General features: G+C 59.4%; 23 protein-coding genes and 1 tRNA gene. 18 read left to right on the top strand and 6 right to left on the bottom strand.

Annotated features, from left to right (window positions below; translation table 11 throughout):
* The first annotated feature begins 40 nt into the window (after positions 1–40).
* Positions 41–1,270, top strand: a complete 1,230-nt coding sequence (locus BLU63_RS13440) for a multifunctional CCA addition/repair protein (protein ID WP_083375638.1) — start codon at positions 41–43, stop codon at positions 1,268–1,270.
* A gap of 108 nt (positions 1,271–1,378) precedes the next feature.
* Here the strand turns inward: BLU63_RS13440 and folK are convergent, their stop codons facing one another.
* Together folK and folB are read right to left on the bottom strand one after the other, a co-directional pair.
* Positions 1,379–1,897 carry a 2-amino-4-hydroxy-6-hydroxymethyldihydropteridine diphosphokinase gene (gene folK, locus BLU63_RS13435; RefSeq protein WP_083375637.1) on the bottom strand — a complete coding sequence of 173 codons (519 nt, stop codon included), beginning with the start codon at positions 1,895–1,897 and terminating at the stop codon, positions 1,379–1,381.
* A complete protein-coding gene (folB, locus tag BLU63_RS13430; RefSeq protein ID WP_008051601.1) occupies positions 1,888–2,244 on the bottom strand; it encodes a dihydroneopterin aldolase in 357 nt (118 codons plus the stop codon). Before folB ends, folK begins: the two co-directional genes overlap by 10 nt.
* A gap of 74 nt (positions 2,245–2,318) precedes the next feature.
* Here folB and plsY point away from each other — a divergent pair, with 74 nt between their 5' ends.
* The gene (gene plsY, locus BLU63_RS13425) at positions 2,319–2,888 is read left to right on the top strand and encodes a glycerol-3-phosphate 1-O-acyltransferase PlsY (RefSeq protein ID WP_077747307.1); all 570 of its coding nucleotides are present in this window, start codon (positions 2,319–2,321) and stop codon (positions 2,886–2,888) included.
* 23 nt (positions 2,889–2,911) lie between these two features.
* On the opposite strand, the gene tsaD is transcribed toward plsY, so the two are convergent.
* The gene (tsaD, locus tag BLU63_RS13420; RefSeq protein WP_010467153.1) at positions 2,912–3,937 is read right to left on the bottom strand and encodes a tRNA (adenosine(37)-N6)-threonylcarbamoyltransferase complex transferase subunit TsaD; all 1,026 of its coding nucleotides are present in this window, start codon (positions 3,935–3,937) and stop codon (positions 2,912–2,914) included.
* A 199-nt stretch (positions 3,938–4,136) separates the two neighbouring features.
* On the opposite strand from tsaD, the gene rpsU reads away from it, so the two are divergent.
* The 5 genes from rpsU to BLU63_RS13395 all read left to right on the top strand — a co-directional run bounded on the left by rpsU (position 4,137) and on the right by BLU63_RS13395 (position 12,692).
* Entirely contained in the window at positions 4,137–4,352 is a 216-nt protein-coding gene (gene rpsU / locus BLU63_RS13415; protein ID WP_002551877.1) for a 30S ribosomal protein S21, read from the top strand.
* A gap of 482 nt (positions 4,353–4,834) precedes the next feature.
* A complete protein-coding gene (dnaG, locus tag BLU63_RS13410; protein WP_010467152.1) occupies positions 4,835–6,814 on the top strand; it encodes a DNA primase in 1,980 nt (659 codons plus the stop codon).
* 67 nt (positions 6,815–6,881) lie between these two features.
* On the top strand, positions 6,882–8,732 hold the full coding sequence (rpoD, locus tag BLU63_RS13405; RefSeq protein WP_077747306.1) for an RNA polymerase sigma factor RpoD: 1,851 nt from the start codon (positions 6,882–6,884) through the stop codon (positions 8,730–8,732).
* A 121-nt stretch (positions 8,733–8,853) separates the two neighbouring features.
* Positions 8,854–12,600, top strand: coding sequence for an EAL domain-containing protein (locus BLU63_RS13400; protein WP_083375636.1), 3,747 nt, complete (start codon positions 8,854–8,856; stop codon positions 12,598–12,600).
* Between the two features lie 15 nt (positions 12,601–12,615).
* A tRNA-Ile gene (locus BLU63_RS13395) sits at positions 12,616–12,692 on the top strand.
* A 321-nt stretch (positions 12,693–13,013) separates the two neighbouring features.
* On the opposite strand, the gene BLU63_RS13390 is transcribed toward BLU63_RS13395, so the two are convergent.
* Positions 13,014–13,199 (bottom strand): hypothetical protein, encoded by a 186-nt coding sequence (locus BLU63_RS13390; protein ID WP_077747304.1) that lies wholly within the window; start codon positions 13,197–13,199, stop codon positions 13,014–13,016.
* Positions 13,200–13,324: 125 nt separating this feature from the next.
* Complete coding sequence (locus BLU63_RS13385; RefSeq protein WP_083375635.1) at positions 13,325–13,519, bottom strand: hypothetical protein; 195 nt, start codon at positions 13,517–13,519, stop codon at positions 13,325–13,327.
* Between the two features lie 448 nt (positions 13,520–13,967).
* On the opposite strand from BLU63_RS13385, the gene BLU63_RS13380 reads away from it, so the two are divergent.
* Positions 13,968–14,276 (top strand): DUF3077 domain-containing protein, encoded by a 309-nt coding sequence (locus BLU63_RS13380; RefSeq protein ID WP_010467147.1) that lies wholly within the window; start codon positions 13,968–13,970, stop codon positions 14,274–14,276.
* A gap of 79 nt (positions 14,277–14,355) precedes the next feature.
* On the opposite strand, the gene BLU63_RS13375 is transcribed toward BLU63_RS13380, so the two are convergent.
* Entirely contained in the window at positions 14,356–15,033 is a 678-nt protein-coding gene (locus tag BLU63_RS13375; RefSeq protein ID WP_083375634.1) for a peptidase M41, read from the bottom strand.
* Between the two features lie 156 nt (positions 15,034–15,189).
* Here BLU63_RS13375 and BLU63_RS13370 point away from each other — a divergent pair, with 156 nt between their 5' ends.
* The 10 genes from BLU63_RS13370 to BLU63_RS13325 all read left to right on the top strand — a co-directional run bounded on the left by BLU63_RS13370 (position 15,190) and on the right by BLU63_RS13325 (position 26,130).
* Positions 15,190–15,651, top strand: coding sequence for an Lrp/AsnC family transcriptional regulator (locus BLU63_RS13370; protein ID WP_083375633.1), 462 nt, complete (start codon positions 15,190–15,192; stop codon positions 15,649–15,651).
* Positions 15,652–15,856: 205 nt separating this feature from the next.
* On the top strand, positions 15,857–17,539 hold the full coding sequence (locus tag BLU63_RS13365) for a flavin monoamine oxidase family protein (protein WP_010467144.1): 1,683 nt from the start codon (positions 15,857–15,859) through the stop codon (positions 17,537–17,539).
* Between the two features lie 12 nt (positions 17,540–17,551).
* The gene (locus tag BLU63_RS13360; RefSeq protein WP_083375632.1) at positions 17,552–18,346 is read left to right on the top strand and encodes a carbon-nitrogen hydrolase family protein; all 795 of its coding nucleotides are present in this window, start codon (positions 17,552–17,554) and stop codon (positions 18,344–18,346) included.
* 48 nt (positions 18,347–18,394) lie between these two features.
* Positions 18,395–20,821 carry a pyrroloquinoline quinone biosynthesis protein PqqF gene (pqqF, locus tag BLU63_RS13355; RefSeq protein ID WP_083375631.1) on the top strand — a complete coding sequence of 809 codons (2,427 nt, stop codon included), beginning with the start codon at positions 18,395–18,397 and terminating at the stop codon, positions 20,819–20,821.
* Positions 20,822–20,976: 155 nt separating this feature from the next.
* Positions 20,977–21,051: a pyrroloquinoline quinone precursor peptide PqqA gene (pqqA, locus tag BLU63_RS13350; RefSeq protein WP_009045898.1), complete on the top strand. Its 75-nt coding sequence runs from the start codon at positions 20,977–20,979 to the stop codon at positions 21,049–21,051.
* 76 nt (positions 21,052–21,127) lie between these two features.
* Positions 21,128–22,039, top strand: coding sequence for a pyrroloquinoline quinone biosynthesis protein PqqB (gene pqqB / locus BLU63_RS13345; protein WP_010467139.1), 912 nt, complete (start codon positions 21,128–21,130; stop codon positions 22,037–22,039).
* 127 nt (positions 22,040–22,166) lie between these two features.
* Positions 22,167–22,919: a pyrroloquinoline-quinone synthase PqqC gene (pqqC, locus tag BLU63_RS13340; RefSeq protein WP_010467138.1), complete on the top strand. Its 753-nt coding sequence runs from the start codon at positions 22,167–22,169 to the stop codon at positions 22,917–22,919.
* Positions 22,916–23,191, top strand: a complete 276-nt coding sequence (gene pqqD, locus BLU63_RS13335; RefSeq protein ID WP_010467137.1) for a pyrroloquinoline quinone biosynthesis peptide chaperone PqqD — start codon at positions 22,916–22,918, stop codon at positions 23,189–23,191. Before pqqC ends, pqqD begins: the two co-directional genes overlap by 4 nt.
* Positions 23,192–23,195: 4 nt before the next feature.
* Positions 23,196–24,338, top strand: a complete 1,143-nt coding sequence (pqqE, locus tag BLU63_RS13330) for a pyrroloquinoline quinone biosynthesis protein PqqE (RefSeq protein WP_167362294.1) — start codon at positions 23,196–23,198, stop codon at positions 24,336–24,338.
* Positions 24,304–26,130, top strand: coding sequence for a S9 family peptidase (locus tag BLU63_RS13325; protein WP_083375630.1), 1,827 nt, complete (start codon positions 24,304–24,306; stop codon positions 26,128–26,130). Before pqqE ends, BLU63_RS13325 begins: the two co-directional genes overlap by 35 nt.
* The last annotated feature ends 69 nt before the right edge of the window (positions 26,131–26,199 follow it).

Below are 26,199 nucleotides of genomic sequence, written 5' to 3'. Positions count from 1 at the left end.
CGACGCAAAGGTTATTCTGTCGAGCTAACGGAGGTTTTTTATGCGGATTTATAAAGTCGGCGGCGCGGTACGCGATCGCCTGCTGGGCGAACCTGTCACCGATATCGACTGGGTCGTGGTCGGTGCCACCACTGAAGAAATGCTCGCCCAGGGTTATCGCCCCGTGGGTGCTGACTTTCCGGTATTTCTTCACCCCAAGAGCGGTGAGGAATACGCCCTCGCCCGTACCGAACGCAAAAGCGGACGTGGTTACGGCGGTTTCACCTTTCATGCCAGCCCCGAAGTCACCCTCGAAGAAGACCTGATCCGTCGCGACCTGACAATCAACGCCATGGCCGAAGATGATCAGCAGAATCTGACCGACCCTTACCACGGCCAGCGCGATCTCGAAGCCCGAGTGCTTCGTCACGTTTCCCCCGCGTTCGCCGAAGATCCGCTCCGTGTCCTGCGCGTTGCCCGCTTCGCAGCCCGATACGCAGGACTGGGTTTCACCGTTGCGCCTGAAACTTTGGAGCTGATGCGCCAACTCAGCGAATCAGGTGAATTGAAGGCGTTGACGGCGGAACGCAGCTGGAAAGAGATTTCCCGTGCACTGATGGAAGATCAGCCACGGGTGTTCATTGAGGTGCTGCGTGAATGTGGCGCGCTCAAAGTGTTAATGCCGGAAGTTGATGCTCTGTTCGGCGTGCCGCAACCGGCAGCCCATCACCCTGAGATCGACACGGGGGTGCACACCCTGAGCGTCCTTGAGCAAGCGGCGCAGCACAAACAGCCGCTGACCGTGCGCTGGGCATGCCTGCTGCATGATCTGGGCAAAGGGCTCACGCCCGTGGAAGAATGGCCACGCCACATTGCCCATGAGCACACGGGCCTGAAGCTGATCAAAGCGGTGAATGAACGATTCAAGGCACCGAAAGATTGTCAGGAATTGGCATTGCTGGTGGGTCAGTACCACACACACGGCCACCGCGCCCTGGAGCTGAAACCCTCTACGTTACTGGACCTGCTGCAGAGTTTTGACGTTTACCGTCGGCCGCAGCGGTTTGAAGAGTTCATTGCGGCGTGCGAGATGGACGCCCGCGGCCGCAAAGGGCTGGAGCAGAGAAGTTACCCACAGGCGGATTATTTACGCGGAGCGGCGACTGCGGCGCGGAACGTGGCGGTACAGCCGTTGCTGGAGAAGGGATTGAAGGGGCCGGAGCTGGGTGAGGCGATCAAGCGTGAGCGACTAAAAGCGCTGAAGGCCTACAAAGAGGCGGCGTCTGCCTGAAAAGCTTCGCGGGCAAGCCTCGCGCCTGCAAGATCCAAGTCGTTTGCGATGGGGCGAACGATGCAAAACTTGCAGGAGCGAGGCTTGCCCGCGAAGGCGTCATCCGCCTCACAACAAACTCGAAGGTGTCAGCTGTTCACCGCGCCACTCAAACGCCACCGGCGCCAACACCTGATCAATCTGCGCCTCACGCCACAACGTCGCAAAGCTTTTGCCTACCCCCGGATGCACTCTGTCCGGCGCAATCAGGGACAACGGCCATAGCACAAAGGCATTTTTCAGAATCTCTGCCCGCGGCAGGATCAATCCATCGAAATTGCCCACCAGATCGCCAAACAGCAGCACGTCGATATCCAGCGGCAAACCCTTGCGGTCGGGCGCATACCGGCCATTGTCCGCCTCGATGAATTTCAATCGACGGTCCAGCTCCATCAGCGGCAAATCGGTGTAAGCCGACACCACAAAATTGAAGAACGGACCGCTCTTGATCCCCACTGGCTGGCTTTCGAACACCGCCGAGCAACGGATATCCACCAGGAAGCCTGCCAGGGCTTCCAGGCCCGCCTGCAAATGGGTTTCGCGCTCGATATTGCTACCGAGCCCGAGATACACCTGAGTCAGCGACATCCGCGCTCGATCTCCACGCCCACACCACCGGTGGCCGCCGGGACGGCGCCAGGCTTGGTCAGTTTGAGGCGCATCCAGGTGATCTTGAATTCGCTCATCAACACTTCAACCAGACGCTCGGCAAAGGTCTCGACCAGTTGGAACTGTGCCTGCTCGGCAAAGGCCTGGATGCGCGACGAAACGCTCGCGTAATCGAGCGCCAGGGTCAGGTCATCGCCTGCCGCTGCCGGGCGATTGTCCCAGGCGAAGCTCAGATCAAGTCGCAGGCACTGTCGGATGCCTCGTTCCCAGTCGTAGGCACCAATCACGGTGTCGACTTCCAGGCCCTCGATAAACACTCTGTCCAAGCACTTTTCTCCGCTGCACGACAAGGGCGCAATGCGCCGTTAGAATCAGGGCGTCCTCGCCCGGAATAGTTAGCATGTTTTGGTTACTGGCGACCCTCGCCTACCTGCTCGGCTCTCTGTCCTTCGCCATTTTGCTCAGCCGCCTGACCGGTAACCCCGATCCGCGAATGAGTGGCTCGGGCAATGCCGGCGCCACCAACATGTTGCGCCTGGCCGGCAAGAAACTCGCCATCCTGACCCTGATCGGCGACCTCTGCAAAGGCCTGTTGCCGGTGTTGATCGCCGGTGTTGCGGGTCTTTCGCTGCAAGAACAGGCCTGGATCGGCGTCTGTGCCGTCATCGGCCACCTGTTCCCGCTGTACTTTCGCTTTCGCGGTGGCAAGGGTGTCGCCACCGCGGCAGGAATGCTCCTGGGCCTGTATCCGCCAGCTGCATTGCTGGCGGTTTGCGCCTGGTTGCTGACGTTCTACCTGACCCGCACCAGCTCCCTCGCCGCATTGATCGCCACGCCGCTGACCCTGCCGCTGCTGGCCTGGCAAGCACCTGCGGCACTGCTACCCATGAGCGCACTCACGGGGCTGATCGTCTGGCGTCATCGCGGCAATCTACGCGACCTGTTTGCCGGGCGCGAACGGCATTTTTAAATACCGGGCGTGAGCCCCGCTCATCACAGCGCCGACAGTTGCTCCATCGGCCAGCGCGCCTGCACGCTGATCGCCAGGCTTTCGTGCTGGCCGGCCTGCAAGCGCTGGCAACCGGCAAACGCAATCATCGCGCCGTTGTCGGTGCAGAACTCCGGACGGGCATAAAACACGTCGCCCTTCATGTCGCCGAGCATCTTTTCCAGGGAGGTGCGCAGCGCCTTGTTGGCGCTGACGCCCCCAGCGATCACCAGACGCTTCATGCCCGCTTGTTTCAGGGCGCGCTTGCACTTGATGGTCAAAGTCTCCACCACGGCCTGCTGGAACGCCAGCGAGATGTCGCAACGGGCTTGCTCGCTGTCGTCCCCGGCGCTGACGCTCTGCTGCCAAGTGTTCAGGGCGAAGGTTTTCAAGCCACTGAAGCTGAACGCCAGGCCCGGGCGGTCGCACATGGGACGCGGAAAAGTGAAACGTCCTGAAACGCCCCGCTCCGCCAGCTTGGCGATTTCCGGACCGCCCGGATAATTAAGGCCCATCATCTTCGCGGTCTTATCGAACGCTTCACCGGCGGCGTCATCGAGGGTCTCGCCCAAGAGCGTGTAGTGACCGATACCGTCGACCTGAACCAGCTGCGTATGACCACCCGACACCAACAAAGCGACGAACGGGAATTGTGGCGGCTGCGGCTCCAGCATCGGCGCCAGCAAGTGACCTTCCATGTGGTGCACACCCAAGGCCGGAATGCCCCAGGCAAAGGCCAGCGCCTGAGCGCAAGAGGCGCCCACCAGCAAGGCACCGACCAGGCCAGGACCCGCGGTATAAGCGATGGCATCGATCTCGGTCGGCACACAGTCAGCTTCGGCCAACACCTGACGAATCAAGGGCAGCATGCGCTTGACGTGGTCGCGCGAGGCCAGCTCCGGCACTACACCGCCATAGGCGCGGTGCAGGTCGATCTGACTGAACAGCGCGTCGGCCAGCAGGCCGCGCTCACTGTCATATAATGCGACACCGGTTTCGTCGCAGGAGGTTTCTAATCCCAGTACTAGCATGGGTTTGCGCCTTGTTTAGGCTGAATTCGAAGGCGCGCATAATAGTCGCCATGGGATGCCCCGACTAGCGGTTTTCGATCAGAGGCTTTGCATTCCGGTCGATGAGGAGTTAACATCCGCAACCCTTAAAAACCGACGTCTTCAAGTGCTCTTTTGCCGCGAGGATGTTGACCCCGGTAATGAATGAAGGTAGCTCTGGATGCCAGCCGTCAAAGTAAAAGAGAACGAACCCTTCGACGTAGCTCTGCGTCGTTTCAAGCGCTCCTGCGAAAAAGCCGGTGTACTGGCTGAAGTTCGTAGCCGCGAATTCTACGAGAAGCCTACTTCTGAGCGTAAGCGCAAAGCAGCAGCCGCTGTTAAGCGTCACGCGAAGAAAGTTCAGCGCGAACAGCGCCGCGCCGTTCGTCTGTACTAATACACAGACGTTCGTAGCAAGCTTCTGCCAAGCCCGGCCCTCAGCCGGGCTAATGGCATTTGCGGAAAACGCTTGATGCTTCACCGTCAAAGCCGCAGACGCGACCGAGACAAACCTGCTTCGCAGCGTCAGACCTGGCTCTTTTGCCAGCGGTGCACGTCTTTTCTGACGAGCCTTCCAAGGCTACTGACGAGCACACCCACTGATTCCTCTTACGACGATCAGCCCAAGGCACCTTCTTGCGTGCCCGCTTATGAGCTATCCGAGGCCCTCGACTGGCCGCAGCGGATTTCAGCGAAATACTTTCATATAGTCGAATACTGATTGGTACTAACGTCAGTGGATTTTCGGCAGATACACTTCCCGACAGCGATTACGCAGACGACACCGGTCGAGCCGCACATTTTGCGCGCCTCAAACAACGACCCGCGTTCGGCCGCTCATCGTTTTGGGTCCATTTCAGCGCAGATGACGAGAACGCCATGGCCGGGCTAATTCCCCAGAGCTTCATTGACGACCTTCTGAACCGCACCGACATCGTCGATGTGGTCAGCTCGCGCCTGCAAATGAAAAAGGCCGGTAAAAACTACACCGCCTGCTGCCCTTTTCATAAAGAAAAAACCCCGTCCTTCAGCGTCAGCCCCGACAAGCAGTTCTATTACTGCTTCGGCTGCGGCGCGGGCGGCAACGCCCTCGGCTTCATGATGGACCACGACAACCTGGATTTCGTCCAGGCTGTCGAAGAACTGGCCAAAGCCGCGGGCATGGAAATCCCCCGCGAAGAAAGCGGTCGGCCGCACAAACCGCGGCAACCGACTGATTCGCCGCTGTACCCGCTGCTGACTGCAGCCGCCGACTTCTACCGGCAAGCCCTGAAAAGCCATCCATCGCGCAAAGCGGCTGTGGATTACTTGAAAGGTCGCGGGCTGACCGGCGAAATCGCCCGGGACTTCGGCCTCGGCTTCGCGCCGCCCGGTTGGGACAATCTGTTCAAGCACTTGAGCAGCGACACCCTGCAACAAAAAGCCATGGTCGACGCCGGCCTGCTGATCGAGAACGCCGAAACCGGCAAACGCTATGACCGCTTTCGCGATCGCGTGATGTTCCCGATCCGCGACAGCCGCGGACGCATCATTGCTTTCGGCGGCAGGGTATTGGGCGACGACAAGCCGAAATACCTGAACTCACCGGAAACCCCCGTATTCCATAAAGGCCAGGAACTCTACGGCCTTTATGAAGCACGCAAGAACAACCGCAACCTCGACGAAATCATCGTCGTCGAAGGCTACATGGACGTCATTGCCCTCGCCCAACAAGGCTTGCGCAATGCCGTCGCGACCCTGGGCACCGCCACCAGCGAAGAACACTTGAAGCGGCTGTTTCGCGTCGTGCCGAACGTGCTTTTTTGCTTCGACGGCGACCAGGCCGGCCGCAACGCTGCGTGGCGCGCACTGGAAGCTGCCCTGCCGTGCCTGCAAGACGGGCGGCGCGCGCGCTTTCTGTTCCTGCCCGAAGGTGAAGACCCCGACACGCTGGTCCGCTCCGAAGGCACTGACGCTTTCCGCGCGCGAATCAACCAGCACGCCCAGCCGTTGGCGGATTATTTCTTTCAGCAACTGACCGAGGAATCGGACCCGCGCTCGCTCGAAGGCAAGGCCCACATGGCCACCCTCGCCGCACCGCTGATCGACAAGGTCCCTGGCGCCAACCTGCGCATCTTGATGCGTCAGCGTCTGACCGAAATTACCGGCCTCAGCGGTGAAGCCGTGAGCCAACTGGTTCAAAGCGCACCTCAAGATGCGCCGCCTGCATACGACCCGGGCGTCGATTACGACGCCATGCCGGATTACAGCGACTACCATCAGCCGCAGGCACAAGAGATGTATGTGCCGCAGCAGGAATGGACGCCGAAGAAACCCGGAGCGGGCGGCAAGAAGTGGGACAAGAAGCCCTGGGACAAAAACGGCAAGCGAGGCGGCGATCGCGATCAACCGAGCGCCCCGCGCACACCGATTGCTGTGGAAGCCCCAACCCTGATCGCACTTCGCACGCTCATTCATCACCCCGATCTGGCTAGCAAGGTCGAAACCGCCAACCACTTCGCCAATGAGAGCAATACCTACGCTCAGTTGCTGGTAGCGCTGATCGAGGCCGTGCAAAAAAATCCTAAGCTAAACTCTATTCAGTTGATGGCCCGCTGGCACGGGACTGAACAGGGGCGTCTGCTCAAGGCTTTGGCGGAAAAGGAATGGCTGATTGACGGCGATAACCTTGAACAACAGTTTTTAGACACCATTACTAGGCTATCGGCAAGTCAACACACGGATAGCCTGGAAGTACTTATCAGGAAAGCAAGGCAGCCAGGATTGACCGCGGAGGAAGCAAATCAGATCGCAAATCAGATGCGCGACCTATTAAAACGCAATATGGCTGTATCAACCCCGACCTCAACTGGCGCGTGAGGTCATAGCTCAGGTATAATCCTCGGCTTGTTTTTTGCCCGCCAAGACCTTCAGTGGATAGGGTGTTATGTCCGGAAAAGCGCAACAGCAGTCTCGTATCAAAGAGTTGATCACACTTGGTCGTGAGCAGGGTTACCTGACTTACGCGGAGGTCAACGACCACCTGCCGGAGGATATTTCAGATCCGGAACAGGTGGAAGACATCATCCGCATGATTAACGACATGGGGATCAACGTATTCGAGGTTGCGCCAGATAAGGATTCCCTTATGCTGGCCGACGCCGATACTGACGAAGCCGCGGCCGAAGAGGCAGCAGCAGCGTTGGCAGCGGTCGAGACCGACATTGGTCGTACCACCGACCCAGTGCGCATGTACATGCGCGAAATGGGTACGGTAGAGCTCCTCACTCGTGAAGGCGAAATCGAAATCGCCAAACGTATTGAAGAGGGTATCCGTGAAGTGATGGGCGCAATCGCGCACTTCCCTGGTACGGTTGACCACATTCTCTCCGAGTACACTCGCGTTACCACCGAAGGTGGCCGCCTATCCGACGTCCTGAGCGGTTATATCGACCCGGACGACGGCATTGCGCCGCCTGCTGCCGAAGTGCCGCCGCCTGTCGATCCGAAAGCCGTTAAAGCGGACGACGATACCGACGACGAAGAAGCTGAAGCCAGCACCGACGACGAAGAAGAAGCCGAAAGCGGTCCGGATCCGGTCATCGCAGCACAGCGTTTTGGCGCTGTCTCCGATCAGATGGAAATCACCCGCAAGGCGCTGAAAAAGCACGGTCGTGGCAACAAGCTGGCAATCGCCGAGCTGGTGCTGCTGGCTGAGTTGTTCATGCCGATCAAACTGGTTCCGAAGCAATTCGAAGGCCTGGTCGAGCGTGTTCGCAGTGCCCTGGATCGTCTGCGTCAGCAAGAGCGCGCGATCATGCAACTTTGCGTTCGTGATGCCCGCATGCCGCGTGCCGACTTCCTGCGCCAGTTCCCGGGCAACGAAGTTGACGAAAGCTGGACCGATGCACTGGCCAAAGGCAAAAGCAAATACGCTGAAGCCATTGGTCGCCTGCAACCGGACATCATTCGTTGCCAGCAAAAGCTGACCGCGCTGCAAACCGAAACCGGTTTGACGATCGCCGAGATCAAGGACATCAACCGTCGCATGTCGATCGGTGAGGCCAAGGCCCGCCGCGCGAAGAAAGAGATGGTTGAAGCGAACTTGCGTCTGGTGATCTCCATCGCCAAGAAGTACACCAACCGTGGCCTGCAATTCCTCGATCTGATCCAGGAAGGCAACATCGGTTTGATGAAAGCGGTAGACAAGTTCGAATACCGCCGCGGCTACAAATTCTCGACTTATGCCACCTGGTGGATCCGTCAGGCGATCACTCGCTCGATCGCCGACCAGGCCCGCACCATCCGTATTCCGGTGCACATGATCGAGACGATCAACAAGCTCAACCGTATTTCCCGGCAGATGTTGCAGGAAATGGGTCGCGAACCGACCCCGGAAGAGCTGGGCGAACGCATGGAAATGCCTGAGGACAAGATCCGCAAGGTATTGAAGATCGCTAAAGAGCCGATCTCCATGGAAACCCCGATCGGTGATGACGAAGACTCCCATCTGGGTGACTTCATCGAAGACTCGACCATGCAGTCGCCAATCGATGTCGCCACTGTTGAGAGCCTTAAAGAAGCGACTCGCGAAGTGCTGTCCGGCCTCACTGCCCGTGAAGCCAAGGTTCTGCGCATGCGCTTCGGTATCGACATGAATACCGACCACACCCTTGAGGAGGTTGGTAAGCAGTTCGACGTGACCCGTGAACGGATTCGTCAGATCGAAGCCAAGGCGCTGCGCAAGCTGCGCCACCCGACGAGAAGCGAGCATTTGCGCTCCTTCCTCGACGAGTGATCACAGAACCCCCGGCCCAGGCCGGGGGTTTTGCTTTCTACAGATAAAATCCCCCGTACCTCCCCCCCGCCGAATTGCCCGTCTACACTCGAAACATTCCCCGAGCCATAACGAGACCGTTATGCCCAGACTGCCGACCGTGCTTTTTTTGCTGTCGCTGATGACCTGGACCGCAACGGCTGGCGCGCTGACTCTGACCGACGAAGAACGTAGCTGGCTGGCGGCTCACCCGGACTTGCGCCTGGGTGTCGACGCGTCCTGGCCGCCGTTCGAATTTCGTGACGACCAGGGCCGCTATCAGGGCCTGGCGGCGGACTACATCAACGTGATCCGTCAACGGCTGGCCGTCAAACTGACGCCCATCGAACCGATCAGCTGGACCGAAGTCCTGCAGCAGGCCAAGCAAGGCAAGCTGGACGTCTTGCCGGGCATCATGTCGACCCCGGAGCGCCAGTCGTACCTGTCATTCACTCGTCCCTACCTGGACTTTCCGATTGTCATCCTCGCCCATGTCGGAGGCCCCCAACCGCGCAAGCTCGAAGAGCTCTACGGGCTGAAGATCGCTGTGGTGGAAAACTATGCGCCCCATGAGCTGTTGCGCACGCACCACCCCGACCTGAATCTGGTGGCGATGCCCAATGTCAGCTCAGCCTTGCAGGCGTTGGCCACCGATGAAGTGGATGCGGTCGTGGGCGATCTCGCCTCCAGCGTCTGGAGCCTGCGTCAGCTCAAGCTCGACGGCCTGTATGTCAGCGGCGAAACGCCCTATCGCTATCAATTGGCGATGGCAGTGCCCCCCGACAACAAGATACTGGTCGGGATTCTGGACAAAGTCCTGGCGGACATGACTTCAAGTGAAATCAGCGCCATTCAGGAACACTGGGTGGGCAATGTACTGGATCACCGAACCTTCTGGTCCGACTTGCTGGTTTACGGCCTGCCCGGATTGCTGTTTCTGATGATCACGCTGGCCGTGGTCATCCGGATTAACCGCCGGTTGAGTTCGGAAATCGCCCGGCGGGTCGACCTCGAACAAGAGCTGCGCAGCAGTGAATACCATTACCGCGGGCTGGTGGAGAGCCTTTCCGCAATTGCCTGGGAAGCACGGATCAGCGATTTCACCTACAGCTACGTGTCTCCGCATGCCGAAGAACTGCTTGGCTATCCCCTGTCCCATTGGCTCATTCCGGGGTTCTGGCGCAACATCATCCACCCTGCGGACCTGACCCGGGCCCAGACATTCTGCGATCACGAAGTGCTGGCCGGGCGCGATCATAGCGTCGATTACCGCGTTATCACCGCCGACGGCCGCTGCCTGTGGGTGCGCGATATCGTCAGTCTTATCGAGCATGGCCATGAGCCGGTTATGCGCGGATTGATGATAGACATCAGCGACGCCAAGCGCACGGAAGAAGCGTTGAGACTCTCCGAGCAAAAATTCGCCTCCGTGTTTCAGCAATGCCCGGACATCCTGGTGATTGCGCGGCTGTCCGACGGCTGCCTGCTCGAAGTCAACAACGCGTTCGAAGAACAAATTGGTCTCAAGGCCGAAGATGTCATTGGCCAGACCGCCACCGACCTCAACATCTGGGGCATCCCCGGCGTCGGGCCGGGCCTGCTGCAGCGCCTGCAAGCCGGCAGCATCCGCAACCTGGAGATGCCTTTTCGACGCAGCAATGGCCAGGTGTTTACCGGTCTGATTTCCGCCGAGCCCTTCGATCTCGATACGACCCCTGCGCTGGTCGTCGTGGTGCGCGATATCAGTCAGCTCAAGGAAACCCAGCAGCAACTGCAAACCTCCGAAGAAAAATTCGCCAAGGCCTTCCACGCCTCACCGGACGGCTTGTTGCTGTCGCGGCAGAGCGACGGGTTGCTAATGGAGGTCAACGAGGGTTTCAGCCGCATCACAGGCTTCAACAGCGCGATGTCCGTGGATCGCTCAGCCCTGGAGCTGGGGATATGGGTCAATCTCAATGAACGCAAACAGATGCTCGACTTGCTGCACCGGGATGGCTTCGTCCGCGACTTCAGTTGCCACATCCGCCGCAGTGACGGGCAGATCCGCCTTTGCGAGGTTTCAAGCCGTCCGCTGCCGATCGGCGACGAAGACTGCATGCTGACCATCGCCCGGGACATCACCGAGCGGCACCTGATGCAGGAGAAACTGCAACAGGCCGCCACAGTGTTCGAGAGCACCGCCGAGGGCGTGTTGATCACCGACACCCAACAGCACATCAGCGCGGTCAACCGAGCGTTCACCGAGATCACCGGTTACAGCGAGAGCGAAGCACTCGGCCACACCCCTCGCTTGCTCGCCTCGGGGCTTCACGACAGCGCGTTCTATGCGGCGATGTGGCATCAGCTGACGGACGAAGGTCACTGGCAAGGCGAGATTTCCAACCGACGCAAGAATGGCGAGCTCTACCCGAGCTGGCTGACCATCAGCGCCGTGCGTAACCGGGAAAAATTCATCACCCACTTCGTGGCGGTGTTCGCGGACATTTCCAGCCTCAAACACGCGCAGGCCAAACTCGACTACCAGGCGCACCACGATCCGCTGACCGGCCTGCCAAACCGTACGCTGTTCGAGAGCCGACTGCTGACCGCACTCAATACCCAACAGGAAAACGGTGGCCAGGGCGCGGTGCTGTTCCTCGACCTGGATCGCTTTAAACACATCAACGACAGCCTTGGCCATCCGGTGGGCGACCTGCTGCTCAAAGGCATTGCCGTGCGCCTCAAAGAGCAGCTGCGCGACATCGATACCGTCGCGCGCCTGGGGGGCGACGAATTCATCATCCTGCTGCCCGGCCTGCAACAATCCAGTGACGCCGACAACATCGCCACCAAGCTGCTCAATTGCTTCGCCGCCCCTTTTCAGGCCGGCGAACACGAGTTTTTCATCAGCGCCAGCATCGGCACCAGCCTGTACCCAAAGGATGGCTGCGATGTCGCCACGCTGGTCAAAAACGCCGATGCGGCGATGTATCGCTCCAAGGCCAAGGGCCGCAACCGGGTGGAAAGCTACACCCGCGACCTCACCGCCCAGGCCAGCGAACGCGTGGCGCTGGAACATGAATTGCGCCGCGCCATCGAGCGCAATGAGCTGTTTCTCTATTACCAACCGAAAATCAGCCTCGCCGACCATCGACTGGTCGGCGCCGAAGCGCTCATCCGCTGGCAACATCCGACCTTCGGCTCGGTGCCGCCGGAACACTTCATTCCCTTGGCGGAAGAAAACGGCATGATCCTGCAAATCGGCGACTGGGTGCTGGAGACAGCCTGCCGACAGATGAACGAGTGGAATCAGGTCTACGAGTGCCTCGGCCCCCTCTCGGTCAATCTCGCAGGTGCTCAATTGCGTCAGCCGAACCTGCTCGGACGGATTGAGCAACTGCTCAAAGACAACGGCCTGGCGCCCGGTTTACTGCAACTGGAAATTACCGAAAACTTCATCATGAGCCAGGCCGAAGAAGCACTGGCAGTGCTACACCAACTCAAACACCTGGGCGTGCAATTGGCCATCGACGACTTCGGGACCGGCTACTCGTCTCTGAGCTACCTCAAGCGCCTGCCACTGGACATCCTCAAGATCGACCAGTCCTTCGTCCGCGGCCTGCCTGACGATCCCCACGATGCAGCCATTGTTCGCGCCATCATCGCCTTGGGCCGCAGCATGCAATTCACCGTCATTGCGGAGGGCGTCGAGACCCTCGCACAGCAACAATTCCTCGCCGAAGAAGGCTGTGAACAGATCCAGGGCTACATCGTCAGCCTGCCGCTTCCCCCCGACGAATTCGCCGCGACGTTTCTTCGTATAGCCGTATCGGATTTTTCGGATAGCACAGCCGAGAAACCATCGCTATAATCCGCGGCCTACTGAGGGCCTATAGCTCAGTTGGTTAGAGCAGAGGACTCATAATCCTTTGGTCCACGGTTCAAATCCGTGTGGGCCCACCAAACAAGAAAGCCGCGCTGATGCGCGGCTTTCTTTTGATTTAACGAATCACGTCAATAGTGCTATCGAAGCGACTGACCGGATGAGATTGAGCGCTTCCCAGCGGCGAAAGCCGTAACTGCGCAACGCGGTTCGCAAGTGGTGTCCGGATCTGCTTTACCAAATCGAAGAAGACGCCTATGGCGTCTTTTTTCGTTTCTGCCCTAGCAATATAGCCCTGCTCATAATCCTTTGGTCCACGATTCCTCCGTGTGGACCCACCAAACACGAAAGCCGCGCAAATGCGCGGCTTTTTTTCTGCGACTAACGTTTGGCCTAAGAGATCAGACCAGCCGAACCACCAAGGCAACAGCAACAATAGTCACGAGCGCCAGCGCGGCACCGAGTCCAAACGGCAGTAGGATTGCTCGGGTCGCGATGGGGGATGGGCTACGCATGTCTTCGGCCAAGGCGGCCACGTCACGGTGTAACTGTTCAATGCTGGCTTGAATCGTAGGAGGTGTGGACATACTGCGTCTTCCTGCAGGGATCACGAGTCACGCCTAATGCGCTAACCCTTGTTAGATAAGGTGGGCTGCCAAGCGGTAAAACTCAAGCACCTCAGATCATTGGTCGCTTCCGTGTGTTAGCGATTTTAAAGCTTGAACCACAATCCGACGGCGGCGACAACGGCGGTCACTAGACCGGCGCCTACTGCGAACGGATACCAAAAAGCCTCCTGCCTAAGCTTGCTTTCTACCGCCATAAACTTGCGGGTTTCAGCAATGAATCTCCGGATTTCGACTTGAAGCTTATCGAGCTCCAGATTTTTGCGGTCATTTTGTAGCATCAGTCATCCTGTCGGGGCTCGGGTCGCGTCCTGTGCGCTGCTCCGCGGCGGGACATGCGTTTTTTCCTGTCTGCCGTCTAGGTTATATTTTGCGCTGACGTGAGGTTATCGGATGACGTCTGCCAAGGTTGTAGGCAAACTCCGAGAATTGCGTAATGGGTGCGTTTGGGCACTTTGCCGCCTTGTTGGCGTTCTCTTCGACGGGATACTCTCCGGACGTCGCTGCAAATGCAGCGATCGGGTGTGGTAACCCGGTGAACCAGCGCAACAGTGCACTCATCACGAAGATAGGCAGTTTTTTATGCCTGTGATCTCGATATGGCAGCTGTGCGTGGGACGCCTTCGGGCGTGCCGGTTTCCTTGGTTCCCGGTTTACCACCCTGCGTACAGCTGCCACCCTTTCGTGTGGTAACGAAAGTGGCAGCTCCTCGAACCTAGGAGTTATATCGTGAATAAAATAAATCCATCCGCAATTTCAGACCTGAAAACCATCGGTTTCACCCCACTCATCTACTGCTCGGATCAGGCGTTGTTCAACGTCCGCGCCGGTGTCCCCATCGTTGATGCATTGTCACAAGCCTCCGATCTGCTGTTCCTCGCAAAATCATTTGCCGAGGACGCTGCCTACGCAAGAGACACTGACCGCCACGCCTGGGCCGCGCACTATCTGACGGCGATGGGTAAGGCGGTGATTGATGATGTGGTGAAGGTGCTAACGCCGAGACCGGCTCGGACCGCGACGGAATCAGAGGAGTAGCGCGCACTATCCCACTGAAAGACGCCCCGATTATTCGGGGCTTCCAGTCGTGACCGAGCGTGCAATGCGCGCCCGGAAGTTACTCCCTGTGCGAATCGGCACCATCGTTGCCAGCCCCAACGCGCAACCCCGGAATCGCCCGCACCAACCCCATCCGCTCAAGCCCCTCCCTCGTCAAAACACCCTCATACGTATCCGCCGACCGCCCCCATTGCTCCACGATACCCATGCCATCTACCAACGCTTCGCCCAACCCAATAATCGTATCGGCCAACTGCTCAACGACTGTTTGAGTCCGTAACCACAGACGATCCGTAATCTCTTTCAGCTCGGCCGTTACGCGTTCAGACGAAGCCGGATCCGTCTCGGGATAGGTGATGTTGCGCAGTAAGTGCCGTAATTCCCTTATTTTTGCGTAGTCCTGTTCTGCCCCAAGTTCTCCCCTCAGGATGGCGGCCGCTTTCGGCTTATCGACGCGTTTGCCGGGCGAACGCTTTGAAGTCAATGACTGCGCCATGGCGCCCGCAAAGAGAACCATCATTCGGGCTTGCAGATGCTCCTTCATTGCCTCAATCGTCGTAATTGAACGCGCCAAGGTAATGGAAGCACCCGCTTGATGCCTCAAGTCCATGGTCACTGTCAGGCTCACATCACCCGTTTCAAACCCCAAGACTCGGGCAACGACGTAGTGACCCATTTCGTGATTGGCAATCTGCACTGCGTGATCCCGGACAGCGGGAGGCATGTTCTTTGTCATTTTGATCACCTCGCATCCCTCGATTTCTCATTCGACTATGACTGACAGCTGGTGTCCATCCTGTCTTCCGCGCGGCGTCTGACGTTCTCTGACATCCGCCGTGCCAGCCGTGCTGTAACATGCCAGCCCACTGATTTGTGTTGCTGGAGACGACCCTTGCCTGACACCCGCCCACCCGTTCTTGACGAAATCGACCGCCAACTGATCTCGGCCTTGCAGATCAACGCCCGTGAAAGCGTGGCCATGCTCGCTCGCCAGTTGGGAATCGCACGGACCACGGTGACTTCTCGTCTGGCACGGCTGGAAAAGGCAAAAGTCATCACCGGTTACGGCGTGCGTTTGGGCCAACGGGTGGTGGACGGTGGATTGCAGGCGTACGTCGGGATCACGGTGCAACCGCGCTCGGGCAAGGAAGTGCTGCGCCGGCTCAGTGCCATGGCCCAGGTGCAGCAGTTGTGTGCGGTGAGTGGCGAGTTTGACTACGTGGCGTGGCTTCGCACGGAATCGCCGGAGCAGCTGGATCAGTTGCTGGATCAGATTGGCAGTGTGGATGGGGTGGAGAAGACGACGACTTCGATCATCTTGAGCAGCAAGATTGATCGGGGGCAGCCGGTTTGATTTGCAGCGTCTTGAGGGCCTCATCGCGAGCAGGCTCGCTTCCACATTGGTCAATGTGTAGTAGTTTGTCGTCATAGTGACTAAAAAATTAGCAGAACGACGACACATTGCGTCTTATTAACGTGTTCTACGCTCTCTAGAATGGCTGCCATCTTTTCCTATACTCAGATGCGCATTTCGCGTCGGGTCGCCAGTAAGGTCAGTCATGAACAAGAACAATCGCCATCCTGCAGACGGTAAAAAACCAGTCACCATTTTCGGCCCGGACTTTCCTTTCGGCTTTGACGACTGGATCGAACACCCGGCCGGCCTGGGCAGCATTCCGGCACACAATCATGGTGCCGAAGTGGCGATTGTTGGCGCAGGTATCGCCGGTCTGGTGGCAGCTTATGAGCTGATGAAACTGGGCCTCAAACCCGTCGTCTACGAAGCTTCGAAAATGGGTGGCCGTCTGCGTTCCCAAGCGTTCAACGGGACCGATGGCATCGTCGCCGAACTGGGCGGCATGCGCTTTCCGGTGTCGTCCACGGCGTTTTACCACTATGTCGACAAGCTCGGTCTCGAGACCAAACCCTTTCCCAATCCGCTGACGCCAGCCTCTGGCAGCACCGTGATCGACCTGGAAGGCAAAACCCATTACGCACAGAAACTGGCAGATCTTCCTGCACTATTCCAGGAAGTGGCTGACGCTTGGGCAGATGCACTGGAGGCTGGCTCGCAGTTCGCCGATATCCAGCAAGCGATCCGCGACCGCGATGTGCCACGCCTCAAAGAGCTGTGGAACACCCTGGTTCCGCTGTGGGATGACCGAACCTTCTACGACTTCGTCGCTACCTCCGAAGCCTTCGCCAAGCTCTCATTCCATCACCGCGAAGTGTTCGGCCAAGTCGGTTTCGGTACCGGCGGCTGGGACTCGGACTTCCCGAACTCGATGCTGGAAATCTTCCGCGTCGTGATGACCAACTGCGACGATCACCAACATCTGGTCGTCGGCGGCGTCGAACAAGTGCCGCAAGGCATCTGGCGTCATGTGCCGGAACGTTGCGTGCACTGGCCCGAAGGCACCAGCCTCAAGTCGCTGCACAGAGGCGCGCCACGCTCCGGGGTTAAAAAAATCGCTCATGCCCCGGACGGCCGTTTTGCGGTCACCGATAACAACGGCGACACCCGCGAATACGCGGCGGTACTGACCACCTGCCAGAGCTGGCTGCTGACCACCCAGATCGAATGCGACGAAACCCTGTTCTCGCAAAAGATGTGGATGGCCCTCGACCGCACCCGCTACATGCAATCGTCGAAAACCTTTGTGATGGTCGACCGGCCATTCTGGAAGGACAAGGATCCGGAAACCGGCCGCGACCTGATGAGCATGACCCTCACCGATCGCCTGACCCGCGGCACCTACCTCTTCGACAACGGCGACGACAAGCCGGGTGTGATTTGCCTGTCGTACTCGTGGATGAGCGACGCACTGAAAATGCTGCCGCACCCGGTGGAAAAACGCGTGAAGCTGGCGTTGGACGCACTGAAAAAGATTTACCCGAAAGTCGACATTGCCGCGCGAATCATCGGCGATCCGATCACCGTGTCATGGGAAGCCGACCCGCACTTCCTCGGCGCTTTCAAAGGCGCCCTGCCCGGCCACTACCGCTACAACCAGCGGATGTATGCGCACTTCATGCAGGACGACATGCCGGCCGAGCAACGCGGGATCTTCATCGCGGGCGACGACGTTTCATGGACGCCGGCGTGGGTGGAAGGCGCGGTGCAGACCTCGCTCAACGCGGTCTGGGGCATCATGAAACACTTCGGCGGTGAAACTCACGCCGAGAACCCGGGTCCAGGTGATGTGTTCAACGAGATCGGTCCGATCGCCCTGCCCGAGTAAAAGGAGTTCCAAATGCGCGTAGCCCTTTACCAATGTCCGCCGCAGCCCCTGGATGTCGCCGGCAATCTGCAACGCCTGCATCAACTGGCGCTGGAGGCCAAGGGCGCTGACTTGCTGGTGCTGCCGGAGATGTTCCTGACCGGCTACAACATCGGCATCGATGCCGTCAGCGTGCTGGCGGAGGTGCACAACGGTGAATCGGCGCAGCAGATCGCGCGCATTGCCAAGACCGCCGGGATTGCCATTTTGTATGGCTATCCCGAGCGCACCGAGGACGGGCAGATCTACAACGCCGTGCAGTTGATCGACGCCAACGGCGAGCGCCTGTGCAACTACCGCAAGACTCACCTGTTCGGCGACCTCGATCACTCGATGTTCAGCGCCGGGCAGGATGATTTTCCCTTGGTGGAACTCAACGGCTGGAAGCTCGGGTTTTTGATCTGCTACGACCTGGAGTTCCCGGAAAACGCCCGACGCCTGGCCTTGGCCGGTGCCGAGTTGATCCTGGTGCCGACGGCGAACATGGTTCCCTTTGACTTCGTTGCCGATGTCACCGTCCGCGCCCGCGCCTTCGAAAACCAGTGTTATGTGGCATATGCCAACTATTGCGGGCAGGAAGGCGAGATCAACTATTGCGGCCAGAGCAGCATCGCTGCACCGGATGGCAGCCGCATCGCCCAGGCGGGCCTGGATGAAGCACTGATTGTCGGTGAGCTGGATCGTCAGTTGATGGTCGAATCCCGTGCCGCCAATCGCTACTTGGTCGATCGCCGTCCTGAGCTTTACGGCGACCTTAACAAGCGCTGATCCATCGTAATCCGCTAGCATTAGCGCTTCTCTGTCCTGGAAGTGCTCATGCCTGCGCTGAATCACCCTCGCCCCCACACTGAAACCCTGGCCAACGGCTTGCGGGTGACGCTGCGTCATGCTCCCGATTTGAAGCGCTGCGCCGCGGCGTTGCGGGTTTTCGCGGGCAGTCATGACGTGCCGCTCGCATGGCCTGGCCTCGCGCACTTTCTTGAGCATTTGTTGTTTCTGGGGACGGAGCTCTTTCCCGCAGGGCAAGGGCTGATGGCCTACGTGCAAGGTCATGGCGGCCAGGTCAACGCACGCACCAGCGAACGCACTACCGACTTCTTTTTCGAACTGCCGCCTCAGGCGTTTAGCGGTGGGCTGGAGCGTCTGTCAGACATGCTCGCTCATCCGCGTATGAATCTGGACGATCAGCGGCGGGAACGGGAAGTGCTGCACGCCGAATTTGTCGCCTGGTCCCGGGATGCCACGGCTCAACAGCAGTTCGCGCTGTTTGACGGGCTGTCGACGGCTCACCCGCTACGGGCGTTTCATGCGGGCAACCGTTACAGCCTGCCGGTGCCGCAGCCGGAGTTTCAGCAAGCGTTGAGGGATTTCTATCAGCGGTTTTATCGGACCGGGCAGATGACGTTGAGCCTGGCCGGACCGCAGAGTCTCGATGAGTTGAGGGCAATGGCTCAGCACTTTGGCGATCTTCTCGCCGTAGGGGAAAAGGTTGCGCAAGAAGCAGCTGCACCGCTTATGGACTCTTCCGACAATAGTTATCAACAGGCTGGCGAACGTCGGCTCGATCTACTGTTCGCGTTCGAAGCGTTGCCTGACTCATCCCGCGAGGCATTAGCGTTCCTGTGCCATTGGCTGAACGCCGCTAAACCTGGCGGTCTGCTGGCTGAATTGCGCGAGCAAGGACTGGCGGACAGCCTGAAAGCCGCGCCGCTGTATCAGTTCGCCGGCCAAGCCTTGCTGCACATTGAATTCACCACAACTGAACCGGGGAACGCGATCCGCGAACGGCTTGTGGATTGGCTGGGCTTTTTTGCCTCTCACCAGAACTGGACCGAGTTGCGCCAAGAGTACGCCGCCCTGCTCGACCGTCAGCAACACGTCAGCGGTGCCCTGCAACTGGCGCGACTGGACAGTGAGCAGCTTGAAGCCGGTTTATCCGAACAAGGCGTCATAGCGCTCAAGGACATCCTGAAAAAAATCGGCGCTGTGGATAACTTCTCCGGCGAATGGCAATTGCCAACGCCAAACCCGTTTTTACGCACAGAAGCACCAGCGACCAATGCCGGATTGATTCGCGGCCAGACCAGCAAACACCGCGGCCTGCGGACGTTTGCCCAGGATCGCTCGCGCAGCCGTCGCGAAAACTCGCCGATGCAGTTCAGTCAGGCGTTGCCGGATAACACGGATGAGGGCGCGATTTATCTGCGCTGGCGACTGCAGGCCAAACCTCATCCCCGTGTTCAATCGAACCTGGAAAATCGCCTGCAACCCTTGCGTGAAGATGCCCGCCAGGCGGGGGTCGACTTTTCCTTCAGTGCATCAGGCAATGAATGGCTGCTGAAGATGACAGGCCTGCAGGAGCCCATGCCGACCGTCCTCGAACATGTGCTGAAAGAGCTGACAAAACCCGATGTCGGTTTCCCACAGGAAGAACCGCCAAGCATGCCGTTGATACCGATCAGACAGCTGCTGAAAATGCTTCCCGAGCATTCACTTGAGCGCACCGCTGAAAGTGATGACGTGCAGCAGCTCTGGGCGAGCGCACGCTGGCAAGGTCTGGCGATGGGCCTGTCGGCGCAGACGCAAGCAGCGATGGGCCTGGCACTTAGCCGCGTGCCCGGTGCTGCGGACGATCAGCCGTCGCCGCCCACCTCGATAAACGCGCTGCATCTGTGGAGCACGCTCGACACCGGTTCCAGCGAACACGCGCTATTGCTGTTTTGCCCGCAGGCCACGCAAGACATCACCGACGAAGCCGCTTGGCGTTTGCTCGCTCACCTGTGCCAGACGCCGTTCTATCAGCGCCTGCGGGTTGAACTGCAATTGGGTTATGCCGTGTTCAGCGGCCTGCGTCAGTTCCATGGGCAGACCGGGCTGCTGTTCGGCGTTCAATCACCGAGCGTTGCCCCTCAGGATCTGCTGGAACACATAGAGCGTTTCTTGAACGAAATGCCCGAACTGATTGAAGGCATCGATGATGCGACCTTCATTGCCCAGCGCCAGGCCTTGGCCGACCAATTCCACGCCACCGCACTGCCCCACGCTCAGGCGGCCGAACTACTCTGGCAGGGCAAACTGGCGGGCCACTCGTCGGATTATCTGGAGCGATTGCCTGAAGCGATCCTGCTGATCGACCGCAACGCATTGAAAGAAGCAGCCCGGCGACTGAATCAGGCCGAAGGTGGCTGGCGCTGTCTGGCCAGCAGCGCTTGCGCGACAGCACCTTGGCAAGCGGCAAAATGATCATTACCGACGCTGCAATTAGCTTTCTCAAAGATTCGCGGCCAATCGCTCTGTAATTTTGAGTAACATAGCCACCTAACTATCTGAACATCTCCGACTGGAGGTGGACTATATGTATAGGTCTCAACTGTCTCATCACCTGAAGGAGCGCTCCCATGTCCTGGTCCAAACCTGCTTACACCGACCTGCGTATCGGCTTTGAAGTCACCATGTACTTCGCAAGCCGCTAAGGTCTGCCGTTGTAATGATGTGCAACGCCTCGGTTTACCGGGGCGTTTTTATTTTCAGCGTTGAAATGGAGCGCCCATGTTTGTCCAGATTCTAGGTTCCGCCGCCGGCGGCGGTTTCCCCCAGTGGAACTGCAACTGCGTGAACTGCGCCGGTTTTCGCAACGGCAGCCTGAACGCCAAGGCGCGTACCCAGTCGTCCATCGCGATTTCCGATGACGGCGTGAACTGGATCCTGTGCAACGCTTCGCCGGACATCCGCGTCCAGCTGCAAGGCTTCACCCCGCTGCAACCGGGCCGCGCCCTGCGCGATACCGGCATCAGCGCAATCATCCTGATGGACAGCCAGATCGATCACACCACCGGTCTGCTCAGCCTGCGCGAAGGTTGCCCGCACCAGGTCTGGTGCACCGACATGGTCCATGAAGACTTGAGCACCGGTTTCCCCCTGTTCACCATGCTCAAGCATTGGAATGGCGGGCTGAACTGGAACCGCATTGAACTCGACCGCAGTTTTACCATCCCGGCCTGCCCAAGCCTGCTCTTCACCCCGCTGCCCCTGCGCAGCGCCGCGCCGCCCTACTCGCCGCACCGCTTTGACCCGCACCCGGGCGACAACATTGGCCTGATCGTCGAAGACCTGAACACCGGCGGCAAACTGTTCTACGCGCCGGGCCTGGGCAAAGTCGATGCGCCGCTGCTGGACATCATGGCCGCCAGCGATTGCCTGCTGGTGGACGGCACGATGTGGGACGACGACGAAATGCAGCGCCGTGGCGTCGGCACGCGCACTGGACGGGAGATGGGCCATCTGGCGCAAAATGGCCCCGGCGGCATGCTCGAAGTGCTGGAACAGTTGCCCAAGCAGCGCAAAGTGCTTATCCACATCAACAACACCAATCCGATTCTCGATGAAGATTCGCCGGAGCGTGCCGAGTTGGCTCGGCGCAAGGTTGAAGTGGCGTATGACGGCATGAGTATTGTGTTGTAGCGGATGGCCTCTTCGCGGGCAAGCCTCGCTCCTGTAGTGATCGCGTGCCCCTGTAGGAGCGAGGCTTGCCCGCGAAGGCGTCGGACCAGACACCAGAGAATCCACCGGTCATACCCGGAGAACCGCAATGACTGACACCCCAATGTCCCCCGCCGAATTCGAAGCAGCCTTGCGCGCCAAGGGCGCCTATTACCACATCTATCACCCGTACCACGTGGCGATGTATGAAGGCCGGGCGACCCGCGAGCAGATCCAGGGTTGGGTCGCCAATCGCTTCTACTATCAGGTGAACATCCCCCTGAAGGACGCTGCGATCCTCGCCAACTGCCCGGATCGCGAGATCCGTCGCGAGTGGATTCAGCGCCTGCTCGACCATGACGGCGCCCCCGGCGAAGACGGCGGCATCGAAGCGTGGCTGCGTCTGGGCCAGGCCGTCGGCCTCGACCCGGATCAGCTGCGCTCGCAGGAACTGGTCTTGCCGGGCGTACGTTTCGCCGTGGACGCCTACGTAAACTTCGCCCGCCGGGCCAGTTGGCAGGAAGCCGCCAGCAGCTCGCTGACCGAGTTGTTCGCGCCGCAGATCCACCAATCGCGCCTCGACAGCTGGCCGCAGCATTACCCGTGGATCGACCCGACGGGCTACGAGTATTTCCGCACCCGTCTCGGCCAGGCGCGCCGTGACGTGGAACACGGTCTGGCGATCACTTTGCAGCACTACACGACGCGTGAAGGCCAAGAGCGCATGCTGCAAATTCTCCAGTTCAAACTGGACATCCTTTGGAGCATGCTCGATGCCATGAGCATGGCCTACGAACTGAACCGCCCGCCGTATCACAGCGTGACCGACCAGCGGGTCTGGCATAAAGGAATCACCCTATGAGTTTCGATCGCAGCAAGACCCCGACGTGGCGTCAGGGCTACCGCTATCAGTACGAACCGGCGCAGAAAGGCCATGTCCTGCTGTACCCGGAAGGCATGATCAAACTCAACGACAGCGCTGCGCTGATTGGCGGTTTGATTGATGGCCAGCGTGACGTAGCGGCGATCATCGCCGAACTGGACGCGAAGTTCCCCGACGTGCCCGAGCTCGCTGAGGACATCGAGCAGTTCATGGAGGTAGCCCGTGCTCAGCACTGGATCGAACTTGCCTGATTCCGTGTCAGGCACGTTACCGCCAAAACCTGAAATCGGCCTGCCGCTGTGGCTGCTGGCCGAGCTGACGTACCGCTGTCCGCTGCAATGTCCATACTGCTCCAACCCGCTGGACTTCGCCGAACAAGGCAAAGAACTGAGCACCGAGCAGTGGATCAAAGTGTTCCGCGAAGCCCGGGAAATGGGTGCCGCACAGCTGGGCTTTTCCGGCGGAGAGCCGCTGGTGCGCCAGGACCTTGCCGAGTTGATCGCCGAGGCGCGCAAGTTGGGTTTCTACACCAACCTCATCACGTCCGGAATTGGCCTCACCGAGCAGAAAATCAGCGACTTCAAGAAAGCCGGCCTTGATCACATCCAGATCAGTTTCCAGGCCAGCGACGAACAAGTGAATAACTTGTTGGCTGGTTCGAAAAAGGCCTTCGCGCAGAAGCTGGAAATGGCTCGTGCGGTGAAAGCCCACGGCTACCCGATGGTGCTGAACTTCGTGACCCATCGGCACAACATCGACAAGATCGACCGGATCATCGAGCTGTGCATCGCCCTTGAAGCGGACTTTGTCGAACTCGCCACCTGCCAGTTTTACGGTTGGGCACAGCTCAATCGGGTCGGCCTGTTGCCGACCAAAGAGCAATTGGTTCGCGCCGAACGCATCACCAACGAATACCGCGCCAAACTGGAAGCCGAAGGGCATCCGTGCAAGCTGATTTTCGTCACGCCGGACTACTACGAAGAACGCCCGAAAGCCTGCATGAACGGCTGGGGCAGCATTTTTCTTACAGTCACGCCGGACGGAACCGCACTGCCGTGTCACGGTGCCCGACAGATGCCGGTGCAATTTCCGAACGTGCGCGATCACAGCATGCAGCACATCTGGTACGACTCGTTCGGCTTCAACCGCTTCCGTGGTTACGACTGGATGCCCGAGCCATGCCGCTCCTGCGACGAGAAAGAAAAAGACTTCGGCGGCTGCCGCTGCCAGGCGTTCATGCTCACGGGTGACGCCAGCAATGCCGACCCGGTGTGCAGCAAGTCGGAGCATCATGGCGTGATTCTCAAGGCCCGCGAAGAAGCCGAACACGCGACCCAGACCATCGAACAACTGGCCTTTCGCAATGAACGAAACTCACGCCTCATCGCTAAAAGCTGAACCCTTCAGCGCTTCCCGGGCCGTCGCAGCCGGTATCGACTTCGCCGAGCTGTTAGTCGGCCAGCATGGCCTGTTCTGGAACGAATACCGTCCCGAAGATGCCGCCTGCAGGATCTGGCATTGGCGCGACGGCCAGGCCCGTTGCCTGACGCCAACGGGTTTCAGCGTGCGCAGTCGGGTGTACGAATATGGCGGTGGCGCGTTTTGTCTGACGGATGACGGGATTGTTTTCGTCAACGAAGCAGACCAGCAACTCTACCGGCAATCGCTGGCGGGCGAGACGCCTGAGGTGCTGACCTCCGGGGAATGCCGTTACGGCGATCTGCAGTTTGCCAACGGACAGGTTTTGGCGGTTGAAGAGAACCGGGATCGGCACCGTCTGGTGGCGATTGATGTGGCTGACGGCCAGCGTCATCTGCTGGCCGAAGGCGCCGATTTCTATGCCGCGCCGACGCTGAGTCCGGACTCGCAACGATTGGCGTGGATTGAATGGAGCCGCCCGGATCAGCCATGGACCGCCACTCGCTTGATGGTTGCCGAGCGCCAGAATGATGGGGGCTTCGCTCAACCGCGTTGTGTGGCGGGCGATGGTGCGCAGGAGTCACTGCAACAACCGCGTTTCGACAGCGACGGCCACCTGTTTTGCCTGACGGATCGCGGCGGCTACTGGCAGCCTTGGGCGGAATCCGCAGACGGCCTGAGCCTGCTGCCGAGTGCCGCCGCTGACCATGGGCCGGCGCCGTGGCAGCTGGGGGGCAGCACCTGGTTGCCGCTGGGCGAAAGCCGCTACTTGGCCAGTTGGACCGAAGGCGGGTTCGGCAAACTGGGAATCTGCGGTGACGCCGCTGAAGATTTCACCGGTGATTACAGCCGTTTTCGTCATCTCGCACTGGATGAGCAATTCATCTATTGCATCGCGGCATCGCCGGTCAGTTCGTCGGCGGTGATCGCAATCGAGCGCGATACCCGCCAGGTCAAAATCCTCGCCGGCGGGATTGCACCGTTGCCCGCCGAGCGCATCAGCGTCCCGCGAACCTTGCGCTACCCGAGCGGTTCGGGCGAGGCCCACGGCTTCTTCTATCCGCCGATGACCGGCGAGGCGAAACCGCCGCTGGTGGTGTTCATCCACGGCGGCCCGACCTCGGCCTGCTACCCGATGCTTGATCCACGCATTCAGTACTGGGCGCAACGCGGCTTCGCCGTGGCCGATCTCAACTACCGCGGCAGCAGTGGCTATGGCCGGGCGTATCGCCAGGCGCTGCATTTGAGTTGGGGTGACGTGGATGTCGAAGATGCCTGCGCGGTGGTCGCTTATCTTGCCGATCGCGGCTTGATCGACGGCGACAAGGCGTTTATTCGCGGCGGCAGTGCTGGCGGTTACACCACGCTGTGTGCGTTGGCCTTTCACAACGTCTTCCGCGCAGGCGCCAGCCTTTACGGTGTCAGCGATCCCGTGGCACTGGGCCGCGCGACCCACAAGTTCGAAGGCGATTATCTGGATTGGCTGATTGGCGATCCGGTTGAGGATGCCGAACGATACGCCGCGCGTACTCCGCTGCTGCATGCGAACAACATCAGTGTTCCGATGATTTTCTTTCAGGGCGAACTGGACGCCGTGGTGGTGCCGCAACAGACCCGCGACATGGTCAAGGCGCTACAAGACAACGGCATTCTGGTTGAAGCGCATTACTATGCGGACGAACGTCATGGCTTTCGCAAGGCGGGGAACCAGGCCCATGCGCTGGAGCAGGAGTGGTTGTTTTATCGGCGGGTGATCGAACTCGCAAGCTGAAACCGCGTCGCGCCCTTCGCGGGCAAGCTTCGCTCCTACAGGTACGGTGTTATCCCGTAGGAGCGAGGC

Source organism: Pseudomonas mandelii, assembly GCF_900106065.1.
Lineage (GTDB): Bacteria > Pseudomonadota > Gammaproteobacteria > Pseudomonadales > Pseudomonadaceae > Aquipseudomonas > Aquipseudomonas mandelii.
This window is presented reverse-complemented; position numbering and strand designations above follow the sequence as displayed.